Source organism: Roseateles saccharophilus, from assembly GCF_004342485.1.
Classification (GTDB): Bacteria; Pseudomonadota; Gammaproteobacteria; order Burkholderiales; family Burkholderiaceae_C; genus Pelomonas; species Pelomonas saccharophila.
In genome coordinates this window covers 13,184-31,581 of the sequence record NZ_SMBU01000008.1, presented here as the reverse complement: position 1 = coordinate 31,581, position 18,398 = coordinate 13,184, and the positions used below count along the sequence as shown (strand labels likewise).

Annotated in this window: 17 protein-coding genes and 1 other RNA gene; 9 read left to right on the top strand and 9 right to left on the bottom strand. The window is 68.3% G+C overall.

Annotation, left to right across the window (positions count from 1 at the left end; genetic code table 11):
* The first annotated feature begins 14 nt into the window (after positions 1–14).
* The 4 genes from ompA to ssrA all read left to right on the top strand — a co-directional run bounded on the left by ompA (position 15) and on the right by ssrA (position 2,509).
* The gene (gene ompA / locus EV671_RS08770) at positions 15–674 is read left to right on the top strand and encodes an outer membrane protein OmpA (protein WP_132570931.1); all 660 of its coding nucleotides are present in this window, start codon (positions 15–17) and stop codon (positions 672–674) included.
* Between the two features lie 73 nt (positions 675–747).
* A complete protein-coding gene (gene ubiG / locus EV671_RS08765) occupies positions 748–1,452 on the top strand; it encodes a bifunctional 2-polyprenyl-6-hydroxyphenol methylase/3-demethylubiquinol 3-O-methyltransferase UbiG (protein ID WP_132570930.1) in 705 nt (234 codons plus the stop codon).
* Complete coding sequence (gene gph, locus EV671_RS08760; RefSeq protein ID WP_132570929.1) at positions 1,449–2,123, top strand: phosphoglycolate phosphatase; 675 nt, start codon at positions 1,449–1,451, stop codon at positions 2,121–2,123. The genes ubiG and gph overlap by 4 nt, the downstream gene beginning before the upstream one ends.
* A gap of 13 nt (positions 2,124–2,136) precedes the next feature.
* Positions 2,137–2,509, top strand: a transfer-messenger RNA (tmRNA) gene (ssrA, locus tag EV671_RS08755).
* Between the two features lie 58 nt (positions 2,510–2,567).
* Here ssrA and lexA read toward each other — a convergent pair.
* Entirely contained in the window at positions 2,568–3,239 is a 672-nt protein-coding gene (lexA, locus tag EV671_RS08750) for a transcriptional repressor LexA (protein WP_132570928.1), read from the bottom strand.
* Positions 3,240–3,307: 68 nt separating this feature from the next.
* Here lexA and EV671_RS08745 point away from each other — a divergent pair, with 68 nt between their 5' ends.
* A complete protein-coding gene (locus tag EV671_RS08745) occupies positions 3,308–4,246 on the top strand; it encodes an asparaginase (protein ID WP_132570927.1) in 939 nt (312 codons plus the stop codon).
* 22 nt (positions 4,247–4,268) lie between these two features.
* Here the strand turns inward: EV671_RS08745 and EV671_RS08740 are convergent, their stop codons facing one another.
* The gene (locus EV671_RS08740; protein WP_132570926.1) at positions 4,269–4,703 is read right to left on the bottom strand and encodes an organic hydroperoxide resistance protein; all 435 of its coding nucleotides are present in this window, start codon (positions 4,701–4,703) and stop codon (positions 4,269–4,271) included.
* A gap of 38 nt (positions 4,704–4,741) precedes the next feature.
* Entirely contained in the window at positions 4,742–5,221 is a 480-nt protein-coding gene (locus EV671_RS08735; protein ID WP_132570925.1) for a MarR family winged helix-turn-helix transcriptional regulator, read from the bottom strand.
* A 124-nt stretch (positions 5,222–5,345) separates the two neighbouring features.
* Between EV671_RS08735 and EV671_RS08730 the strand changes: the two genes are divergently transcribed.
* Complete coding sequence (locus EV671_RS08730; RefSeq protein WP_207911123.1) at positions 5,346–5,708, top strand: DUF1304 domain-containing protein; 363 nt, start codon at positions 5,346–5,348, stop codon at positions 5,706–5,708.
* On the opposite strand, the gene EV671_RS08725 is transcribed toward EV671_RS08730, so the two are convergent.
* The 6 genes from EV671_RS08725 to queF are packed head-to-tail and all read right to left on the bottom strand — an operon-like array spanning position 5,705 to position 12,119.
* On the bottom strand, positions 5,705–7,645 hold the full coding sequence (locus EV671_RS08725; RefSeq protein WP_132570924.1) for an ATP-binding cassette domain-containing protein: 1,941 nt from the start codon (positions 7,643–7,645) through the stop codon (positions 5,705–5,707). The genes EV671_RS08730 and EV671_RS08725 overlap by 4 nt on opposite strands.
* Positions 7,642–8,502, bottom strand: a complete 861-nt coding sequence (gene prmB / locus EV671_RS08720; RefSeq protein ID WP_132570923.1) for a 50S ribosomal protein L3 N(5)-glutamine methyltransferase — start codon at positions 8,500–8,502, stop codon at positions 7,642–7,644. The genes EV671_RS08725 and prmB overlap by 4 nt, the downstream gene beginning before the upstream one ends.
* Positions 8,499–9,662 carry a PilT/PilU family type 4a pilus ATPase gene (locus tag EV671_RS08715; RefSeq protein ID WP_243655656.1) on the bottom strand — a complete coding sequence of 388 codons (1,164 nt, stop codon included), beginning with the start codon at positions 9,660–9,662 and terminating at the stop codon, positions 8,499–8,501. The genes prmB and EV671_RS08715 overlap by 4 nt, the downstream gene beginning before the upstream one ends.
* A 2-nt stretch (positions 9,663–9,664) precedes the next feature.
* A complete protein-coding gene (gene dapD, locus EV671_RS08710) occupies positions 9,665–10,489 on the bottom strand; it encodes a 2,3,4,5-tetrahydropyridine-2,6-dicarboxylate N-succinyltransferase (protein WP_132570922.1) in 825 nt (274 codons plus the stop codon).
* Positions 10,486–11,679: a succinyldiaminopimelate transaminase gene (gene dapC, locus EV671_RS08705; RefSeq protein ID WP_132570921.1), complete on the bottom strand. Its 1,194-nt coding sequence runs from the start codon at positions 11,677–11,679 to the stop codon at positions 10,486–10,488. The genes dapD and dapC overlap by 4 nt, the downstream gene beginning before the upstream one ends.
* A complete protein-coding gene (gene queF, locus EV671_RS08700) occupies positions 11,676–12,119 on the bottom strand; it encodes a preQ(1) synthase (RefSeq protein ID WP_132571067.1) in 444 nt (147 codons plus the stop codon). The genes dapC and queF overlap by 4 nt, the downstream gene beginning before the upstream one ends.
* Positions 12,120–12,286: 167 nt before the next feature.
* On the opposite strand from queF, the gene smc reads away from it, so the two are divergent.
* From smc to paeA, 3 genes are all read left to right on the top strand, one after another.
* Entirely contained in the window at positions 12,287–15,799 is a 3,513-nt protein-coding gene (smc, locus tag EV671_RS08695; RefSeq protein WP_132570920.1) for a chromosome segregation protein SMC, read from the top strand.
* Positions 15,800–15,889: 90 nt separating this feature from the next.
* Entirely contained in the window at positions 15,890–16,939 is a 1,050-nt protein-coding gene (locus tag EV671_RS08690; RefSeq protein WP_132570919.1) for a cell division protein ZipA C-terminal FtsZ-binding domain-containing protein, read from the top strand.
* Positions 16,939–18,246: a polyamine export protein PaeA gene (paeA, locus tag EV671_RS08685; protein ID WP_132570918.1), complete on the top strand. Its 1,308-nt coding sequence runs from the start codon at positions 16,939–16,941 to the stop codon at positions 18,244–18,246. Before EV671_RS08690 ends, paeA begins: the two co-directional genes overlap by 1 nt.
* The last annotated feature ends 152 nt before the right edge of the window (positions 18,247–18,398 follow it).

Genomic DNA, 18,398 nt, shown 5'->3' with positions numbered 1-18,398 from the left:
TTGAGAGGAGAATCATGAAGAAACTGAATCGCGTGGCGTCGCTGTTTGCGGTGGCTGCGGTCGCCGCTGCGGCTTCGTCGGCCGCGCTGGCCCAATCTGTTGACAACTGGCGCGCCACCGACGGCACCGTCTGGAAGAACGGCACCAACGAATACTGCTGGCGCGACAACTTCTGGACGCCCGCCACCGCCGCCAAGGGCTGCGACGGCGAAATCAAGCCGGCACCCAAGGTCGAGGCTCCGAAGCCGGTCGCTCCCCCGCCCCCGGCTCCCGCTCCGGTTCCTCCGAAGCCCGTGACGCCTCCCCCGGCTCCGGTCAGCGAGAAGGTGACCTTCGCGGCTGACGCCTTCTTCGACTTCGACAAGTCGACCCTGAAGCCCGAGGCCAAGGCCAAGCTGGATGATCTGGTCAGCAAGACCAAGAGCATCAACCTGGAAGTCATCATTGCCGTCGGTCACACCGACTCGGTCGGTAGCGATGCTTACAACCAGAAGCTGTCGATCCGCCGCTCGGAAGCCGTCAAGGCCTATCTGGTGAGCAAGGGCGTCGAGCCGAACCGCGTCTACACCGAAGGCAAGGGCGAGAAGCAGCCCATCGCCGACAACAAGACGAAGGAAGGCCGCGCCAAGAACCGCCGCACCGAGATCGAAGTCGTCGGTACGCGCAACAAGTAAGCACAGCGCCCTCGGGCGTTTTGCGCAAAGCCCCGCCGGCTCGCCGTCGGGGCTTTTTCATTTTCAGGACGTCATGACGATCAATGCCGACCCACAAGAGCTCGCCAAGTTCGGCGAGTTGGCCCATCGCTGGTGGGACCCCGAGAGCGACTTCAAGCCCCTGCACCAGATCAACCCGCTGCGTCTGGGCTGGATCCAGCAACTCTGCCCGCTCGCGGGCAAGCGCGTCGTCGATGTCGGCTGTGGCGGCGGCATCCTGAGCGATTCGATGGCGCGCGCCGGCGCCCAGGTGCTGGGCATCGACCTGTCCACCAAGCCCCTGCGCGTCGCAGAGCTGCATGCGATGGAAGCCGGCACCGAAGGCGTGGAATACCGCGAGGTCGCCGTCGAAGACCTGGCTGCTGAACAACCGGCGGGGTTCGATGTCGTCACCTGCATGGAGATGCTCGAGCATGTGCCCGACCCGGCGTCGGTCGTGCGTGCCTGCGCGACGCTGGTCAAGCCGGGTGGCTGGGTTTTCCTGTCGACGCTGAACCGCAATGCCAAGTCCTTCCTGCTGGCCATCGTCGGTGCCGAATATGTACTGAAGATGCTGCCCAAGGGGACGCACGAGTACGCACGCTTCCTGAAACCTTCCGAGCTGGCCCAGTTCTGCCGTGATGCCGGCCTGGAGTTGCAATCGAGCCGTGGCCTGGGCTACAACCCGTTGACGCAGCGCTACAGCATCGGGTCGGACACGGGCGTGAACTACCTGCTGGCCTGCCGCCGCGCGCCGTGAAACTCTCCGGTCGCTGGGCTCATCTGCAGGCTGTTCTTTTCGATCTCGACGGCACGCTGATCGACAGCGCCGCCGACCTTGCCGCCGCGGCCAATGCGATGCGCGCGGACCGCGGCCTGCAAGCGCTGCCCTTGACCCAGTACCGGCCCCACGGCGGTTCGGGCGCGCGCGGCATGCTGTCCCAGGCCTTCGGCGTTGCCCCCGGGCATGCGACGTATGACGAACTCAGGCGGGAATTTCTCGACCGCTACGAATTGCTGATGCACGACAGCACGCGCCTCTTCGATGGCATCGAGGCCGAGCTTGGCGCCCTTGCCGAAGCCGGCCTGGCCTGGGGCGTCGTTACCAACAAGGCCGAGCGCTTTGCGCTTCCGTTGGTCGCGGCGCTGGGGCTGCGGGCGGCCGCGGTCGTCGGCGGCGACACGACCGCCCACACCAAGCCCCATCCCGCGCCGTTGCTGGAGGCCGCACGGCGCCTGGGCGTGGCGCCAGCGGCCTGCCTCTATGTCGGTGACGACGAGCGCGACATCCTGGCCGGCCGCGCCGCAGGCATGGCGACCGCCGTCGCCGCCTGGGGCTATCTGGGGCAGCAGGGCGAATTCAGGCATTGGCAGGCCGACCTGGAACTGGCCGTTCCCGGTGTGCTCTTGAAACATCTCGGTCTGGCCTAAAATGGCAGGTTCTGGGGCCGACCTGGTTTCGACGTGGGTGCGGATCCGGAGTAGGGCATGCCGAGCACCAGTCCGCTCGTAAAACCACTGGAAACAAAGTAACTGCAAACGACTCTACGTTCGCACTCGCCGCTTAATTGCGGATGAGCTTCTCAACGGCAGGCCGATGGGCCGGGCTGAGTTCCGCAAGGGGCAAGGCTGAGAAGTCACTCACATCGGCTGGCGTCGTACCGGGTCACTCGGCACGGCGCGAGATTTAGTGACTGGCGGGAAAACTAGCGTGCCACTGCGCGAGTTGACCGTGAGATTCAAATCAGCCGGCTAAGCATGTAGATCTGCCCGGTGATGGCTTGCGGACGGGGGTTCAATTCCCCCCGGCTCCACCATCCAAAACAAAAGCCCGATCCAGACGGATCGGGCTTTTTCATTTCAATCGAGCCGGGGTCAATTGAAGCCCTGTCCGCGGATCAGGCCGACGGCGAGGCCTTCGATGCTGAAATCCTCGCCGCCCGGCGCGATGCGGATGGGCTCGAAATCAGGGTTCTCGGGCAGCAGTTCGATGCCCTCGGGCCCGCGCCTGAAACGCTTCACCGTCACCTCGTCGCCGACGCGGGCGACGACGATCTGGCCATTGCGGGCTTCCTTCGCCGACTGCACGGCCAGCAGGTCGCCATCGAGGATGCCGATGTCCTTCATGCTCATGCCCTTGACCTTGAGCAGATAGTCGGGCTTCTTGGCGAACAGGCCGGGCTCGACGCTGTAGGTCTGCTCGACATGCTCCTGAGCCAGGATGGGTGCGCCGGCGGCGACGCGGCCGATCAGCGGCAGCGTGAGCTGGGCCAGATTGGGAATCGGCAGGCTGAACTGGCGCGCGCGGTTGACGGCGCTCAATGCATCGGATTTGAGGCGGATGCCGCGCGAGGTGCCGCCGACGAGTTCCAGCATGCCCTTGCGGGCCAATGCCTGCAGGTGTTCCTCGGCCGCGTTGGCGGATTTGAAACCCAGCTCGGCGGCGATCTCGGCGCGGGTCGGCGGGGCGCCGGTGCTTTCGATCGCGTTGCGGACCAGGTCGAAGATCTGCTGCTGGCGGGCGGTAAGCTTGGGTCGGTCTTGCACGGGGCGGCCTTTATCGCGGAGCTGGAAATCTGTCCAGCAACTGTATTTTCATCCAGGAAACCAGCAAATTGCAAACCCTCGACCGGTTGATCGTCATTCTGGGTACCGGCGGCACCATCGCCGGTACCGCCAAAACCGCCAGCGACGGCGTGGGCTATACCGCCGCGCAATTGAGCGTCGAAGATCTGCTGGCCGCCGTGCCGGCGCTGGCCGGGCAGCGGCTGGAGGCGCATCAGGTCGCCCAGCTCGACAGCAAGGACATGGATTTTTCGACCTGGCAGCGGCTGGCGACTGCCGTCGACGAGCATCTCGCCCGGCCCGAGGTCGCGGGCGTGGTCATCACGCACGGCACGGACACGCTGGAGGAGACGGCCTATTTCCTGCACCGCGTGCTGGCCCCTGCCAAGCCGGTGGTGCTGACCGCGGCGATGCGCCCCGCAACGGCGCTGGCGCCCGACGGGCCGCAGAACCTGTTCGATGCCGTGCGGGTCGCGGCTTCTGACGGCGCTTCGGGCGTGGTCGTCGCGTTTGCGGGGCGGGTGCATGACGCGACCCAGGTGCGCAAGACCCACAGCTATCGAGTCGATGCCTTCGAGTCGGTCGATGGCGCGCTGGTGGCGCGCGTGGAGGAGGGTGTCGTGCGCCTGCTCGGCCGCTGGCCGGCCGGTGAGGCGCTGGGCCTGGCGCGCATCGCGGCACCGGTGCAGCGCTGGCCGCGCGTGGAAGTCGTCATGAACCACGCGGGCTCGGATGGCGCCCTGGTGCGTGCGCTCTGGGGCGGCGGCATCGACGGCCTGGTCGCCGCCGGCACGGGCAATGGCACGCTGAGCCTTGGCCTGGATGCCGCGCTGCGCGATGCCGCCGCGGGCGGCGTGAAGGTCTGGCGCAGCACGCGCTGCGATGCCGGGCCCGTCATGGACCTGCCGGGCCTGCTGCCCAGCGCGGGAGCGCTGAGCCCGGTCAAGGCCAGGATCGAGCTGATCCTGGCCCTGCTGGCCGAGGGCTGATTCACCCTCGGGCCAACGGGATTCAGACGATGGTTAGCGTCACGTCGATGTTGCCGCGGGTCGCGTTGGAATAGGGGCAGACCTCGTGGGCCGTGGCCACCAGGGCTTCCAACTGGGCGCGGTCCATGCCGGGCACCGAGATCTTCATCGCGACCTGGATGCCGAAGGCGCCCGGCTTGTTGGCGTGGGGGCCGATGCCGACCTCGCTGGTGATCGAGACCTCGGCGGGCAGGGCGACCTTCTGGCGGGCCGAGACGGCCTTCATCGCGCCGATGAAACAGGCCGAATAGCCGGCCGCGAACAGCTGCTCGGGGTTGGTGCCGGGGCCGCCGGCGCCGCCGAGTTCCTTGGGCGTGGACAGGGCCAGGTCCAGCACGCCGTCGGACGACTTGGCGGTGCCGGTGCGGCCGCCGGTGGCGGTGGCGGTGGCGGTGTAGAGGGCTTTCTCGATGGCCATGGTGGGCTCCTTTTAGGGCGGTCGGTGGTGGGGGAGGTTCAATCGCTGCTTGCCGCAGCGAGGCGGGTGCGCAGCGCGTGCAGGCGCTGCGTGAGGGACGCGAGTTCGTCCAGCTCGCAGGCGCTGGCGCAGGCGAGCTTCTCGGGAATGTCCAGGGCCTGGGCGCGCAACCTGCGGCCGGCCGGCGTGAGGAAGAGGTCGACGCGGCGCTCGTCGTCGCCGGCGCGACGCCGTTCGACGAGACCCTGCTGCTCAAGCCGCTTCAGCAGGGGCGTCAGCGTACCGGAGTCCAGCAGCAGGCGCCGGCCGAGCTGGCCGACGCTGAGGCCGTCGGCTTCCCACAGCACCAGCATGACGAGGTATTGCGGATAGGTCAGACCCAGCGGCAGCAGCAGAGGCTTGTAGAGCTTGGTCATGGCCAGCGAGCTGCTGTAGAGCGCGAAGCAGAGCTGGCGGTCGAGCTGCAGCCACTGCGCGCGGGGATCGGCGCTGGGGGTGGGTGTCTTGCTGCGTGCCATAGCTGTTAATGTAGTTGGCAATTTAATTGCGCACAATTGAAATGGTCTTTCAGGCGACACAGCAAGCCGAGTCGATCTGAGACGATGCGCCACCCCGATTCACGAGGGAATGAGGAGAAAGACGATGGAGATGGTCGCAATCGCGCTGGCGGCGCTGGTGGCGCTGCTGCACCTGTACTTCTTGGTGCTGGAGATGTTCTTCTGGACCAAGCCGCTGGGCCGCAAGGCCTTCGGGCTGAAGGCCGACTTCGCCGAGCAGAGCAAGGCGCTCGCGGCCAACCAGGGCCTCTACAACGGCTTCCTGGTCGCCGGTCTCGGCTACGGGCTGGCGCTGGGCGCCGCGGGCGCTGGCAAGCCCTGGCTGGTGTTCTTTCTGGGCTGCGTCGTCGTGGCCGGCCTGTTCGGCGCGGCCACGGCGTCCCGCAAGATCCTGTTCGTGCAAGCGCTGCCGGGCGCCGTGGCGCTGGCGGCCGTACTGGCCGTCTAGGCGGATAGTGCTTCGATCTGCTCGCCCAGCTCCAGCCAGCGCATCTCGTCGGCTTCGAGTTGGTCGGCGATGGCCTTCAGCCGTCGGCCCATCTCGGCGATGGCCGAGGCAGCGGCGCCTTCGGCGAGCTGGGCCTCGATCTCGCCGCGCTCGGCGGCCAGGGTGTGCAGGCGCTTGTCGATGGCCTCCATCTCTTTGCGCAGCGGGCGGGTCTGCTCGGCGAGCTTGGCGCGGGCCTGGCCGGAGGCCTTGCGGTCCTCGCGCGGTGCGGGGGCGGGCGCTGACACCGCCACCGGCACAGGCGCCGCGGCAGGCTGTTTCTTGGCAGCACGGGCGGCTTCCTTGCTCTGGTCGAGCAGCCAGCGCTGGTAGTCGTCCAGGTCGCCGTCGAAGGGCTTGACGGCGCCGTCCGCGACCAGCCAGAACTCGTCGCAGACCTCGCGCAGCAGTGCGCGGTCGTGGCTGACCAGCATGACCGTGCCCTCGAACTCGTTCAGCGCCAGCGACAGCGCTTCGCGGGTGTTCAGGTCCAGGTGGTTGGTCGGCTCGTCCAGCAGCAGCAGGTTGGGGCGCTGCCAGACCAGCATGGCCAGCACCAGGCGCGCCTTCTCGCCGCCGGACAGGCTGCCGACCTGCTGGTTGACCATGTCGCCGGTGAAGCGGAACTGGCCCAGAAAGTCGCGCAGCTCCTGCTCCCGGCCGGGCGGGCCGACCTCGCGGGCCAGGCGCACCATGTGCTCCAGCGGGCCTTCGTCCAGGCGCAGCACGTCCAGCTCCTGCTGGGCGAAGTAGCCGATGGACAGCCCCTTGCCTTCGGTCAGCTTGCCGCCCATCGGCGCCTGGGCGCGGGCGATGGTCTTGACCAGCGTGGACTTGCCCTGGCCGTTGGCGCCCAGGATGCCGATGCGCTGGCCGGCGAGCACGGAACGGTCCACGCCGCGCACGATGATCCTGTCGCCCTCGTCCGTTCGATAGCCGGCCGACAGATCGTCGAACATCAGCATCGGGTTGGGCAGATTCAGCGGCTCGCGGAACTCGAAGTTGAAGTCCGCCGAGGCCAGCACCGGCGCCAGCTTCTCCATGCGCTCCAGCGCCTTCACGCGGCTCTGCGCCTGCTTGGCCTTGCTGGCCTTGGCCTTGAAGCGGTCGATGAATTTCTGCAGATGGGCGACCTTCTCCTGCTGGCGCTCGTAGGACGCCTGCTGCAGCACCATGCGCTCGGCGCGCTGGCTCTCGAAGCTGGTGTAGTTGCCGCCGTAGCGCACCAGCTTGCCCTCGTCCAGATGCAGCGTGACCTTGGTGATCGCGTCGAGGAACTCGCGGTCGTGGCTGATGATGATCAGCGTGCCGTCGTAGCGCTGCAGCCAGGCTTCCAGCCAGACCAGGGCGTCCAGGTCCAGGTGGTTGGTGGGCTCGTCCAGCAGCATCAGCTCGGCCGGGCACATCAGCGCGCGGGCCAGCTGCAGGCGCATGCGCCAGCCGCCGGAGAAGCTGTTGACGGGGGCGTCGAGCTGCTCGGTCTTGAAGCCCAGGCCCATCAGCAGCGCCTGGGCGCGCGAGCGCGCGTCGAAGGCGCCGGCGTCGGCCAGCGCGGCATGGGCGTCGGCCATCGCATGGCCGTCCTCGGCGGCTTCGGCCTCGGCCAGCGCGATGCGGGCCGCCACCAGCGGCAGGTCACCCTGCAGCACGAAGTCGGTCGCGCCGTCGTCGGTCTCGGGCATGTTCTGGGCCACCTCGGAGCGGCGCCAGTGCCTGGGCACCTCGACCTCACCGCGGTCGTTGGACAGGCGGTTCGTCAGCAGCGCGAACAGGCTGGACTTGCCGGCGCCGTTGCGGCCGACGAGGCCGATCTTCTCGCCGGGCTGAAGCGTCGCAGACGCGCCGTCCAGCACCACCTTGACGCCGCGGCGCAGCGTGATGTCGCGGATCGTGATCACAGCAGGGCCTCCTTCGTGACGAGGAGGACTTGATCAGCGCCTGAGGAGGTTTCCATCCAGACGACTTCCAGCGTCGGGAAGGCCGCCTCGAAATGCTCGCGCTCGTTGCCGATCTCCAGCACCAGCACGCCGTCGTCGGCCAGCGCAGCGGGTGCGGCGCGCAGCAGCTCGCGGATGAAGTCCATGCCGTCGCTGCCGCCCGCCAGGGCCAGTTCGGGCTCGGCGCGGTATTCGGCGGGCAGGGCTGCCATGCTGGCGCTGTTCACGTAGGGCGGGTTGCAGAGGATCAGGTCGTAGGGCGGGTTGCAACCCGCCAACCCGTCGCCCTGCAGCAGCTGCACGCGCAGCGCCAGGTTGTGGCGTTCGACATTCAGCTTGGCCACCGCCAGCGCGTTGACGTCGATGTCCAGCGCGTCGACCTCGACATCCGGCCAGGCCATCGCGGCCAGCACGGCCAGGCTGCCGTTGCCGGTGCACAGGTCCAGTACGCGGCGGCTCGCCGGGTTCAGCCAGGGGTCGATGCTGGCATCGGCAATCAGCTCGGCGATGAAGCTGCGCGGCACGATGGCGCGCTCGTCGATCGTGAACGGCACGCCCTGCAGCCAGGCCTCGCCGGCCAGGTAGGCGGCGGGCTTGCGCGTGGCGATGCGCTCGTCCATCAGGGCCGCGATGGCGGCCTCCTCGGCCGGGGTCAGCTCGCGGTCCTCGTGCTCGTCCAGCGCATCCAGCGGCAGGCCCAGGCGCCACAGCGCCAGCCACATGGCCTCGTCGAAGGCGTTGGTCGTGCCATGGCCAAAAAACAAACCCGCCTGGGCAAGGCGGGCGGCTTGGGATTCGATGCAGGCGATCAGTTTCAAGGGTTGCGCACGTCGAGCGTGATTTCGGTGAAGCTGGCTTCGTCGCCGGCCTTTTCTTCCTTGCGCGGCGCGTTGGTCAGGCGCGCGCCGGGGGCCTCGTTCTGCAGGCGCCACAGCAGGTTGGTCGGCGAGTCGGCGAAGGCCAGGCCTTCCTCGCGGGTGATGGTGCCGTCGGTGATGAGCTTGGCGAAATGCTCTTCGTAGGTCTGCGAGCCCTCGGCGATGGATTTCTCCATCGCCTCCTTCACACCGGCGAAGTCGCCCTGCTCGATAAGCTCGGCGGTCAGCTTGGTGTTCATCAGGATCTCGATGACCGGCACGCGCCCGCCGGCCGTCGCGCGCACCAGGCGCTGCGACACGATGGCCTTGAGGCCGGCCGCCAGGTCGTTCAGCAGCGCCGGGCGGGACTCCGGCGTGTAGAAGGACAGGATGCGGTTCAGCGCGTGGTAGGTGTTGTTGCCGTGCAGCGTGGCCAGCACGAGGTGGCCCGACAGCGCATAGCTGATGGCGGCCGTCATCGTGTCGCGATCGCGGATCTCGCCGATCAGGATGCAGTCCGGCGCCTGGCGCAGCGCGTTCTTCAGCGCGATCTGCAGCGAGGCGGTGTCGCGGCCGATCTCGCGCTGGTTGACCACCGAGCGCTTGTTGCTGAACAGGTATTCGATCGGGTCCTCGATGGTGAGGATGTGCCCGGTCATGGTCTGGTTGCGCAGCTCCAGCATGGACGCCAGCGTCGTGCTCTTGCCGGTGCCGGTGGCGCCCACCATCAGGATGAGGCCGCGCTTTTCCTTGACCATCTGGCCAAGGATGGGCGGGAGCTGCAGGCTCTCCAGCGTCGGGATGTCGTGCGGGATGTGGCGGAACACGCCGGCAATCGAGCCGCGCTGGCGAAAGCCCGACAGCCGGAAGCTGCCGACGCCGGACACGCCCACCGCCAGGTTCAGCTCACCGCTGTTGTCCAGCTCGGCCAGCGACGCCGGGTCGATGACCTCGGCGATCAGCTGGCGCGGCTGCGGCGGCGTCAGGAGCTGGTCGGAGAGCTGCACAGTCTGCCCGTTGATGCGGATCAGCACCGGCATATTGGCCGATAGATAGCAGTCCGAAGCACCCTTGTCGGCCATCAGCCGCAGGATGCGCTCCATGTTGCCGCTGCTCGCCATGATCAGGCGCGCAGCAGTTCGTTGATGCTCGTCTTCGAGCGTGTTTGCGCGTCCACCCGCTTCACGATGATGGCGGCATACAGGCTGTAGCGGCCGCCGTCCTTGGGCAGCGAGCCCGAGATGACGACGGAGCCGGCCGGGATGCGGCCATAGCTGACGGTGTCCGTCGCGCGGTCGTAGATCGGTGTGCTCTGGCCGATGTAGACGCCCATCGAGATGACCGAGTTCTCCTCGACGATGACGCCCTCGACGACCTCGGAGCGGGCGCCGATGAAGCAGTTGTCCTCGATGATGGTCGGGTTGGCCTGCAGTGGCTCCAGCACGCCACCGATGCCGACGCCGCCGCTCAGGTGCACGTTCTTGCCGATCTGTGCGCAGGAGCCGACGGTGGCCCAGGTGTCGACCATGGCGCCTTCGTCCACATAGGCGCCGATGTTCACGTAGCTGGGCATCAGCACGACGTTCTTGGCCTGGAAGCTGCCGCGGCGCGCGACGGCCGGCGGCACGACGCGCACGCCGCTGGCGCGCAGCTCGGCTTCGCTAAGACCAGCGAACTTGGTCGGCACCTTGTCGAAGAAGGTCAGGTCCTTGTCGCCCATCACGCGGTTGTCGTTCAGCCGGAACGACAGCAGCACAGCCTTCTTGATCCACTGGTGCACGGTCCACTGGCCCACGCCCTCGCGGCTGGCCACGCGCAGGCGGCCGGCATCCAGCTCGGCGATGACATGCTCGACAGCCTGGCGCAGCTCGGGCGCATTGGTCGGGTCCAGGGAGGCGCGGTTGTCCCAGGCGAGGTCGATCAGGCTTTGCAGTTCAACGATGTTCATGCGAGAGATTTCGTGAAGGAGACGATGCGGCGGGCGGCTTCGAGGCATTCGGCCTCTTCGGCTACCAGGGCCAGCCGGATGCGCCCGGCACCCGGGTTGACGCCGTGGGCGCTCCGGGCCAGCAGGCTGCCCGGCAGGACGGCGAGATTGTATTGAGCGAGCAAGCCTTTAGCGAAGGCGACGTCGTCGCCGCCCGGTACGCCGGCCCAAAGGTAGAAGCCGGCGTCGGGCAGGGCCAGGTCCAGCGCTGAAGCCAGCAGCGGCGTGACCTCGGCGAACTTGCGGCGGTAGCGGGCACGGTTCTCGACGACATGGGCCTCGTCGCCCCAGGCGGCGAGGCTGGCGGCCTGCACGAGGGGGCTCATCGCGCTGCCATGGTAGGTGCGGTAGAGCAGAAACTTTTTCAGCAGCGCCGCGTCGCCGGCGACGAAACCCGAGCGCAGGCCGGGCACATTGGAGCGCTTGGACAGCGATGTGAACGCGATCAGATTCTTGAAGTCGCTGCGGCCCAGCCGGGCCGCAGCCTCCAGGCCGCCGAGCGGGGCTTCATCACGGAAGTAGATCTCCGAATAGCACTCGTCCGACGCGATGACGAAGCCGTGGCGATCGCTCAGCTCGAACAGGGCCTGCCATTCTGATAGCGGCATGACCGCGCCGCTCGGGTTGCCCGGCGAGCAGACGTAGATCAGCTGGGTGCGCGCCCAGGTCGCCTCATCGATCTGGCGCCAGTCCACCGCGAAATTGCGCGCCGGGTCGGAGTTGGCGAAGGCGACGTCGGCACCGGCCAGCAGCGCGGCGCCTTCGTAGATTTGGTAGAAGGGGTTGGGGCAGACCACCGTGGCGCCCGCGCGACTGGCATCGACCACCGTCTGCGCGATCGCGAACAGCGCCTCGCGCGAGCCGTTGACGGGCAGGATCTGCGTCGCCGGGTCCAGGCTCAACCCGTAGCGGCGCGCGATCCAGCCCGTGATGGCCTCGCGCAACGCCGGCGTGCCGGCGGTGGCCGGGTAGCCGGAGAGGCCCTTCATCGCACCCTTGATGGCCTCTTCGATCAGCGCCGGCGCGGCATGGCGGGGTTCGCCGATGCCCAGCGAGATCGGAGCCAGCGCCGGGTTGGGCGTGATACCGGCGGTCAGCGCCCGCAGGCGCTCGAAGGGGTAGGGCTGCAGCCGGTCAAGCAAGGGATTCATGCGCCCAGCATCCCGCTCTCAAAGCCGTGGGCCGGCAGTTCCACGCGCGGCGCGGGCAGCCAGCCCGGCTTGCGGTGTTCGGCGACGACATTGGTGTAGATGCCGCCGCGCACATACCACTTGGCCGTGATGCGGATGAAGCGCGGGTCGGTGACCTTGACGATGTCGTCCAGGATCTTGTTCGTGACCTTCTCGTGGAAGGCGCCCTCGTTGCGGTAGCTCCAGAAGTACATCTTCAGGCTCTTGAGCTCCACGCAGAGCTCGTCCGCGATCATGTCGATCGTGAAGTGGGCGAAGTCGGGCTGGCCGGTCAGCGGGCAGTGGCAGGTGAACTCGGGCACCTGGAACTGGATGACGTAGTCGCGCTCCGGGTTCGGGTTCGGGAAGACCAGGATGTCCTTGCTGGGCTTGCTCGGCGGGTTCGGCGGCACCTCGCGCATCTTGGGCTTGCTCTTTTTGGCGGGGGCGGTGGCGGACTTCTTGGTGGCCATGGCGGTCTAGGCGTTGGGTCTTTCTGAGAGGGTGCGAATGGTATCATCCGGCCCCGTCAAAGCGCCCGTTGAAGGCGCTTTTCTTTAGCCAAATCAAGGGCTTACGTCCAAGCTACATGCGGCTGAACTCGATCAAGCTGGCCGGCTTCAAATCCTTTGCCGAACCCACCACCTTCCAGCTGCCCGGGCAGCTGGTGGGTGTCGTCGGCCCCAATGGTTGCGGCAAGTCCAACATCATGGATGCCGTGCGCTGGGTGCTGGGCGAGAGCAAGGCCAGCGAGCTGCGTGGCGAGTCCATGCAGGACGTCATCTTCAATGGCAGCGGCAACCGCAAGCCGGCCGGGCGCTCCAGCGTGGAGCTGGTGTTCGACAACCAATCGGCGCGTGCCGGCGGGCCCTGGAACCAGTTCACCGAGATCGCCGTGAAGCGCGTGCTGACGCGCGACGGCACGAGCAGCTACTTCATCAACAACCAGCCGGTGCGCCGCCGCGACGTGCAGGACGTCTTCCTCGGCACGGGCCTGGGGCCGCGCGCCTACGCCATCATCGGCCAGGGCACCATCTCGCGCATCATCGAGAGCAAGCCCGAGGAACTGCGCCTCTTCCTGGAGGAAGCGGCCGGCGTGTCCAAGTACAAGGAGCGCCGCCGCGAGACCGAGAACCGGCTCAAGGACACGCGCGAGAACCTGACACGCGTCGACGACATCCTGCGCGAGCTCAACAGCAATCTCGAAAAGCTGGAGCGCCAGGCCGAGGTGGCGGCCAGCTATCGCAGCCTGCAGGACGCCGGCACGTTGAAGCTGCACCAGCTGTGGTGGCTGAAGGCGCGCGACGCCGGCAACGAGGCCACGCGCGTGAAGCTGGCGCATGCCGAAGCAGTCAACGCGCTGGAGTCGCGCACTGCCGAGCTGCGCGCCGTAGAGGCCACGCTCGAGGAGGTGCGCCAGCAGCACTACGCCGCTGGCGACGAGTTGCATGCCTCGCAGGGCCGCTATGCCGAAGCCCAGCTGGAAGTGAGCCGGCTGGAGGAACGCATCCGCTTCGTCGTCGAGAGCCGCAACCGGGCCCAGCAGCGGCTGGCCGAGCTGCATGCCCAGGACAGCCAGTGGCGTGAACGGGTCACGCAGTCCGAGGCCGAGCTGGAAGGGATTGCCGAGCAGATCGCCGGCGCCGACGAGCAGAGCGAGATCCTCGCCGCCCAGGCCGAGGAACAACAGGCCCAGTTGCCGAACAGCGAGGAGGCGCTGCGCAGCGCCCAGGTCCGCGCCAACGAGCAGCGCGGCCTGGTCGCCCAGGTGCAGCAGCAGATCCAGGTGCTGGCCGCCGAGAGCCGCAGCGTGGACGAGCAGGCTAGGGCGTTGCGCCAACGTGAGGACCGGCTGACGGCCGAGTCACGCGCGCTGGGCGCCCCCGACCACGAGGCGCTCGAAGCGCTGAAGGCCCGCAGCGCCGAGGCCGACGAGGCGCGCGACCTGTCGGACGCCCGCCTGCACGAGCTGGCCGAGCAACTGCCGCGTTTCGAAGAGCAGCGCCGCAACGCGCAGCAGGATGCCAACGCCCAGTTGGCCAAGCAGTCCGAGCTGACGGCGCGGCTGGAGGCGCTGAAGGCCTTGCAGGAAAAGGTGCAGACCGAAGGCAAGCTCAAGCCCTGGCTGGCCAGACATGGCCTGGATGGCCTGCAGGGCCTGTGGACGCGCCTGCACATCAGCCAAGGTTGGGAGAACGCGCTCGAAGCCGCGCTGCGCGAGCGCATGGGCGCGCTCAGCGTGGGCCGGCTGGACACGGTGCGCGCCTTCGAGGCCGACGCGCCGCCGGCGCGCCTGGCCTTCTATTCGACGCCGGCCGCTGCGATCGCGAACACCCACGAGACCCTGCCCAAGCTGAGCGCGCTGCTGAAGCTGGACGATGCCGGCCTCGTCGCGCTGCTCAACGACTGGCTGGAAGGCGTCTACACGGCGCCCGACCTCGATGCCGCACTCGCCGCGCGCGGCAGGCTCACGCACGGCGAGCTGATCCTGACGCCGGCCGGCCATGCGGTGGGCCAGTTCTCCGTGACCTTCTATGCTCCCGATTCCGAGCAGGCCGGCCTGCTGGCCCGCGCCCAGGAGATCGAGCAGCTGACGACGGCCCTGCGCGCCCAGAACCTGATCGCCGACGAGGCCCGCCTCGGCCTGAGCCGCGTCGAGCATCAGTTCAACGACGCGAACGGGCGGCTGACGGCATTGCGCCGCGAGGCCAGCGAGGCCCAGATCCGCGCCCACCAGATCCATGTCGAACTGCTGCGCCTGAGCAGCCAAGCCGAGGCCAGCCAGCAGCGCCGCAGCGCGCTGGACGCCGAGCTGGCCGAGATCGCCGCCCAGCAGGAGGCGCTGCAGGAGCGCCGTGCGGTCGGCGAGGCGCGCTTCGAGGAACTGGACATCCAGCTCGGCGATGCCCAGCAGCGCCATGCCGAGCTGGACGACGGTGTCATCGCCGCCGAACGCAGGCTGGCCGACGCCCGCGAGCAGCTGCGCACGCTGGAGCGCCGTGCGCAGGAAGCCCGCTTTGCCACGCAGACGCTGGCCGCCCGCCGCGGCGAACTGCAGCGCGGCATCGAGACGGCCCAGGCCCAGATCGCCACCGTTGCGAGTTCCGCCACCAGCCTGCAGACCGAGCTGGACGGCTTCAACGACGCCGCGGCCCAGGCCGGCCTGCAGGACGCGCTGGCGCTGAAGGTCGAGCGCGAACAGGCGCTTTCCGCCGTGCGCGCCAACTATGACGACCTCAGCTTGCGCCTGCGCAAGGCCGACGAGCAGCGCCTGACCTTCGAGCGCAGCCTGGACCCGCTGCGCGAGGCCATCACCAAGCTGCAGCTGGAAGAACAGGCCGCCCAGCTCGGCGGTGCGCAGTACCGCGAGCAGCTCGAAGCGACGGCCATCGACCTCGAAGCGCTGGCCAAGTCCGTCGAAGAAGGTGGCGTCAAGCTCTACGGCCTGCAGGGCGAGATCGACCGCATCAACCGGGAGATCGCCGCCCTGGGCGCCGTCAACCTCGCGGCCCTGGACGAGCTGACTGCCGCCCGCGAGCGCAAGACCTTCCTCGACTCGCAGTGCGCCGACCTGAATGCGGCCATCAAGACACTGGAAGACGCGATCCACAAGATCGACCTGGAGACGCGTGACCTGCTGGGCTCGACCTTCAACCAGGTCAACGAGCATTTCGGCCGCATGTTCCCGGAGCTGTTCGGTGGCGGCCAGGCCAAGCTCGTGATGACGGGCGACGAGATCCTCGATGCCGGCGTGCAGGTGATGGCCCAGCCGCCGGGCAAGAAGAACAGCACCATCCACCTGCTGTCGGGGGGCGAGAAGGCGCTCACCGCCATCGCGCTCGTGTTCGCGATCTTCCAGCTCAACCCCGCGCCCTTCTGCCTGCTGGACGAGGTGGACGCGCCGCTGGACGACGCCAACACCGAGCGCTATGCCAAGCTGGTGTCGCAGATGAGCCGCGTGACGCAATTCCTCTTCATCTCGCACAACAAGATCGCGATGGAAATGGCGGAACAGCTGATCGGCGTGACGATGCAGGAGCAGGGCGTGTCCCGCATCGTCGCGGTCGACATGGACAAGGCCCTGGCCATGGCCGAGATGTGAGCCCTTCGTCCAGGGACTGCCTTGGGCGGTCCCCCGAGGGGCGGCTTGGGAGCGGTCCGGCGCTCGGCCGAATGCAAAATGGATAAGTAAATGAGCGTGACCCTGACTCAACTTCTCGCAATGGCCGGCGGCCTGGTACTGGCCGGCGTCGTCGCCCACGGCGCCTGGGCGGCGCGCAAGGCCGGCCCGCGGCGGGCGGCGCCGCCGCCGATGGAGGAGCCGCATTTCGAGTTGCCGCCCGGCCCGGACGAGGCAGTGGCCGAGGCCGAGCCGCTCGACGTGGGCCTGCCTGCCATCGCCCGGCCGCTGCGCCGCCCCTCGGCGCGCATCGATGCGCTGATCGACGCCATCGCCACCATCACCGTCGAGCAGCCCGTCTCCGGTGAGCTGGCCCTGCAGCACCAGCCCGGCAGCCGCCGCGCCGGCACCAAGCCCCTGCAGATCGAAGGCCTGAACGCCGCGAGCGGTGACTGGGAACTGCCCGCGCCGGGCCAGCGCTACGGCGAGTTCCAGGCCGGGTTGAAGATGGCCAGCCGCAGCGGGGCGCTCAACGAGATCGAGTACTCCGAGTTCGTGCAGAAGATCCAGGCCTTTGCCGATGGCATCGGCGGCTTCGTGCAGTTTCCCGACATGCTGGATGTCGTCGCCCGCGCCCGTGAGCTGGACCAGTTCGCCGCCAGCCACGATGCCCAGCTCGCGCTGCTGCTGCGCGCCAAGGCTGCCGCCTGGACGCCGGGCTTCGTTCAGCAGTCCGCCGGCCGCCACGGTTTCGTCGCCGGCGCGCTGCCGGGGCGCCTCGTGCTGCCGTCCGGCGAGGAGGGCGCGCCGCCGGTGTTGACCCTGCAGTTCGACGCCCAGGCCGCGCTGGCCGAGGACCCCGAGGCCCTGTCCCTGCGCGAGCTGACGCTGGCCCTGGACGTGCCGCAGACGCCGGCCGAGGCCGAGCCCTTCGCCGCCTGGCAGGAGGCTGCCCGCGCGCTGGCCCGCGACCTAGAGGCCGAGGTCTGCGATGACCGCGGCCAGGTGCTGGGCCTGCACGCCTTCGCCTCCATCGACGTGGAGCTGAAGAAGCTCTACGAGGCGCTGGCTGGGCGCGACCTGGCCGCGGGTTCGCCGGCCGCACGCAGGCTGTTTTCCTGATGACCCCGTCGCTGCTGCTGATCGGCCTGCTGATCCTCGGCAGCGCGTTCTTCTCGATGGCCGAGCTGTCGCTGGCGGCGTCGCGCCGGCTCAACCTGCAGCAGCGTGCCGATGCCGGCGACGCCCGCGCCGCTCGTGTGCTGGCCGTGCAGGAGCGCCCGGGCGACTATTTCACCGTCGTGCAGATCGGCGTCAACACGGTCGCCATCCTGGCCGGCATTGTCGGCGAGGGCGCGTTCACGCCGCATTTCGAGGCGGCCCTGCGCCTGGCCTTCGCGCCCGAGCCGGCGGCCACGCTGGGCTTCGCGGCCTCCTTCGCCAGCATCACGGCCCTCTTCATTGTGATGGCCGACCTGGTGCCCAAGCGCCTGTCGATGAACGAGCCCGAGCGCGTGGCCATGACCCTGGTCGGTCCCATGCTGCTGCTGTGCCGGCTACTGCGGCCGCTGGCCTGGTTCTTCAGCAGCATCACCGAGGGCCTGATCCGCGTGCTGGGCCTGCCGGCCAAGCGCGACGAGACCATCAGCTACCGCGACATCCTGGCGCTGACCGAGGCGGGCTACCAGGCCGGCGTCGTCGCCGACGAGGAGCAGCAGGTCATCGAGAACATCTTCGAGCTGGACACGCGCACCGTCGAGACGGTGATGACGGCCCGCGAGCGCATCGTCTTCTTCTCGCGCGACGACGACGACGTGCTGATCCGCAACCGCATCGCCGATGCGCCGCATTCCACCTACCTGGTCTGCGACGGCGACGTCGACCAGGTCGTGGGCTATGTGGACGCGACCGACCTGTTCCAGCGCGTGCTGCGCGAGGAGCCCCTGGCCCTGCGCGACGAGGCCGCCGGCCTCGTCAAGAAGGTGCTCATCGTGCCGGACCGCCTGACGCTGTCGGAGATGCTGACCCAGTTCCGCGAGGCCCACGAGGACTTCGCCGTCGTCGTCAACGAATACAGCCGCGTCGTCGGCGTCGTCACGCTCAACGACGTGATGAGCACGGTGATGGGTGCGCTGGTGGCGCCGCACGACGAGGAGCAGATCGTGCGCCGCGAGGACGGCTCCTTCCTGGCCGACGGCATCACGCCCATCCCCGATGTGGAGAGGGCGCTGGGCATCGAGGGCTGGCCGCATGCCGGCACCTACGACACGCTGGCCGGCTTCCTGATGGTGATGCTGCGCCGCATCCCGCGGCGCACCGATGTCGTCGAATGGGAAGGCTGGCGCTTCGAGGTCGTCGACGTCGACAGCCACCGGGTGGACCAGGTGATGATCACCCCGGCCAGGGGCGCGGCCGGCGCGCTTTCTTGACCGCAGTCAAGAGGCGCCCCGGTCGACACGCCGGGGGTGGGGAAAAATGCCGCACTGCCCGTGTATCGAGCTGAAACTGCGCATGCAGCCCCCGCACGGGCATGACATGCCGCGGCCCGCCGCCGTTGCCCACTCAATGAGTTCCTCCGAAC

What these genes read in the sequence shown, in the direction of transcription:
- ubiG (WP_132570930.1), top strand. Translation starts at nt 748, where the DNA reads ATGACGATCAATGCCGACCCACAAGAGCTCGCCAAGTTCGGCGAGTTG.
- queF (WP_132571067.1), bottom strand. Translation starts at nt 12,119, where the DNA reads ATGCGCGAGGTGCCGCCGAACCCGCCGAGCAAGCCCAGCAAGGACATC.
- dapC (WP_132570921.1), bottom strand. Translation starts at nt 11,679, where the DNA reads ATGAATCCCTTGCTTGACCGGCTGCAGCCCTACCCCTTCGAGCGCCTG.
- dapD (WP_132570922.1), bottom strand. Translation starts at nt 10,489, where the DNA reads ATGAACATCGTTGAACTGCAAAGCCTGATCGACCTCGCCTGGGACAAC.
- paeA (WP_132570918.1), top strand. Translation starts at nt 16,939, where the DNA reads ATGACCCCGTCGCTGCTGCTGATCGGCCTGCTGATCCTCGGCAGCGCG.
- EV671_RS08690 (WP_132570919.1), top strand. Translation starts at nt 15,890, where the DNA reads ATGAGCGTGACCCTGACTCAACTTCTCGCAATGGCCGGCGGCCTGGTA.
- smc (WP_132570920.1), top strand. Translation starts at nt 12,287, where the DNA reads ATGCGGCTGAACTCGATCAAGCTGGCCGGCTTCAAATCCTTTGCCGAA.
- EV671_RS08735 (WP_132570925.1), bottom strand. Translation starts at nt 5,221, where the DNA reads ATGGCACGCAGCAAGACACCCACCCCCAGCGCCGATCCCCGCGCGCAG.
- EV671_RS08730 (WP_207911123.1), top strand. Translation starts at nt 5,346, where the DNA reads ATGGAGATGGTCGCAATCGCGCTGGCGGCGCTGGTGGCGCTGCTGCAC.
- ompA (WP_132570931.1), top strand. Translation starts at nt 15, where the DNA reads ATGAAGAAACTGAATCGCGTGGCGTCGCTGTTTGCGGTGGCTGCGGTC.
- EV671_RS08715 (WP_243655656.1), bottom strand. Translation starts at nt 9,662, where the DNA reads ATGGCGAGCAGCGGCAACATGGAGCGCATCCTGCGGCTGATGGCCGAC.
- EV671_RS08740 (WP_132570926.1), bottom strand. Translation starts at nt 4,703, where the DNA reads ATGGCCATCGAGAAAGCCCTCTACACCGCCACCGCCACCGCCACCGGC.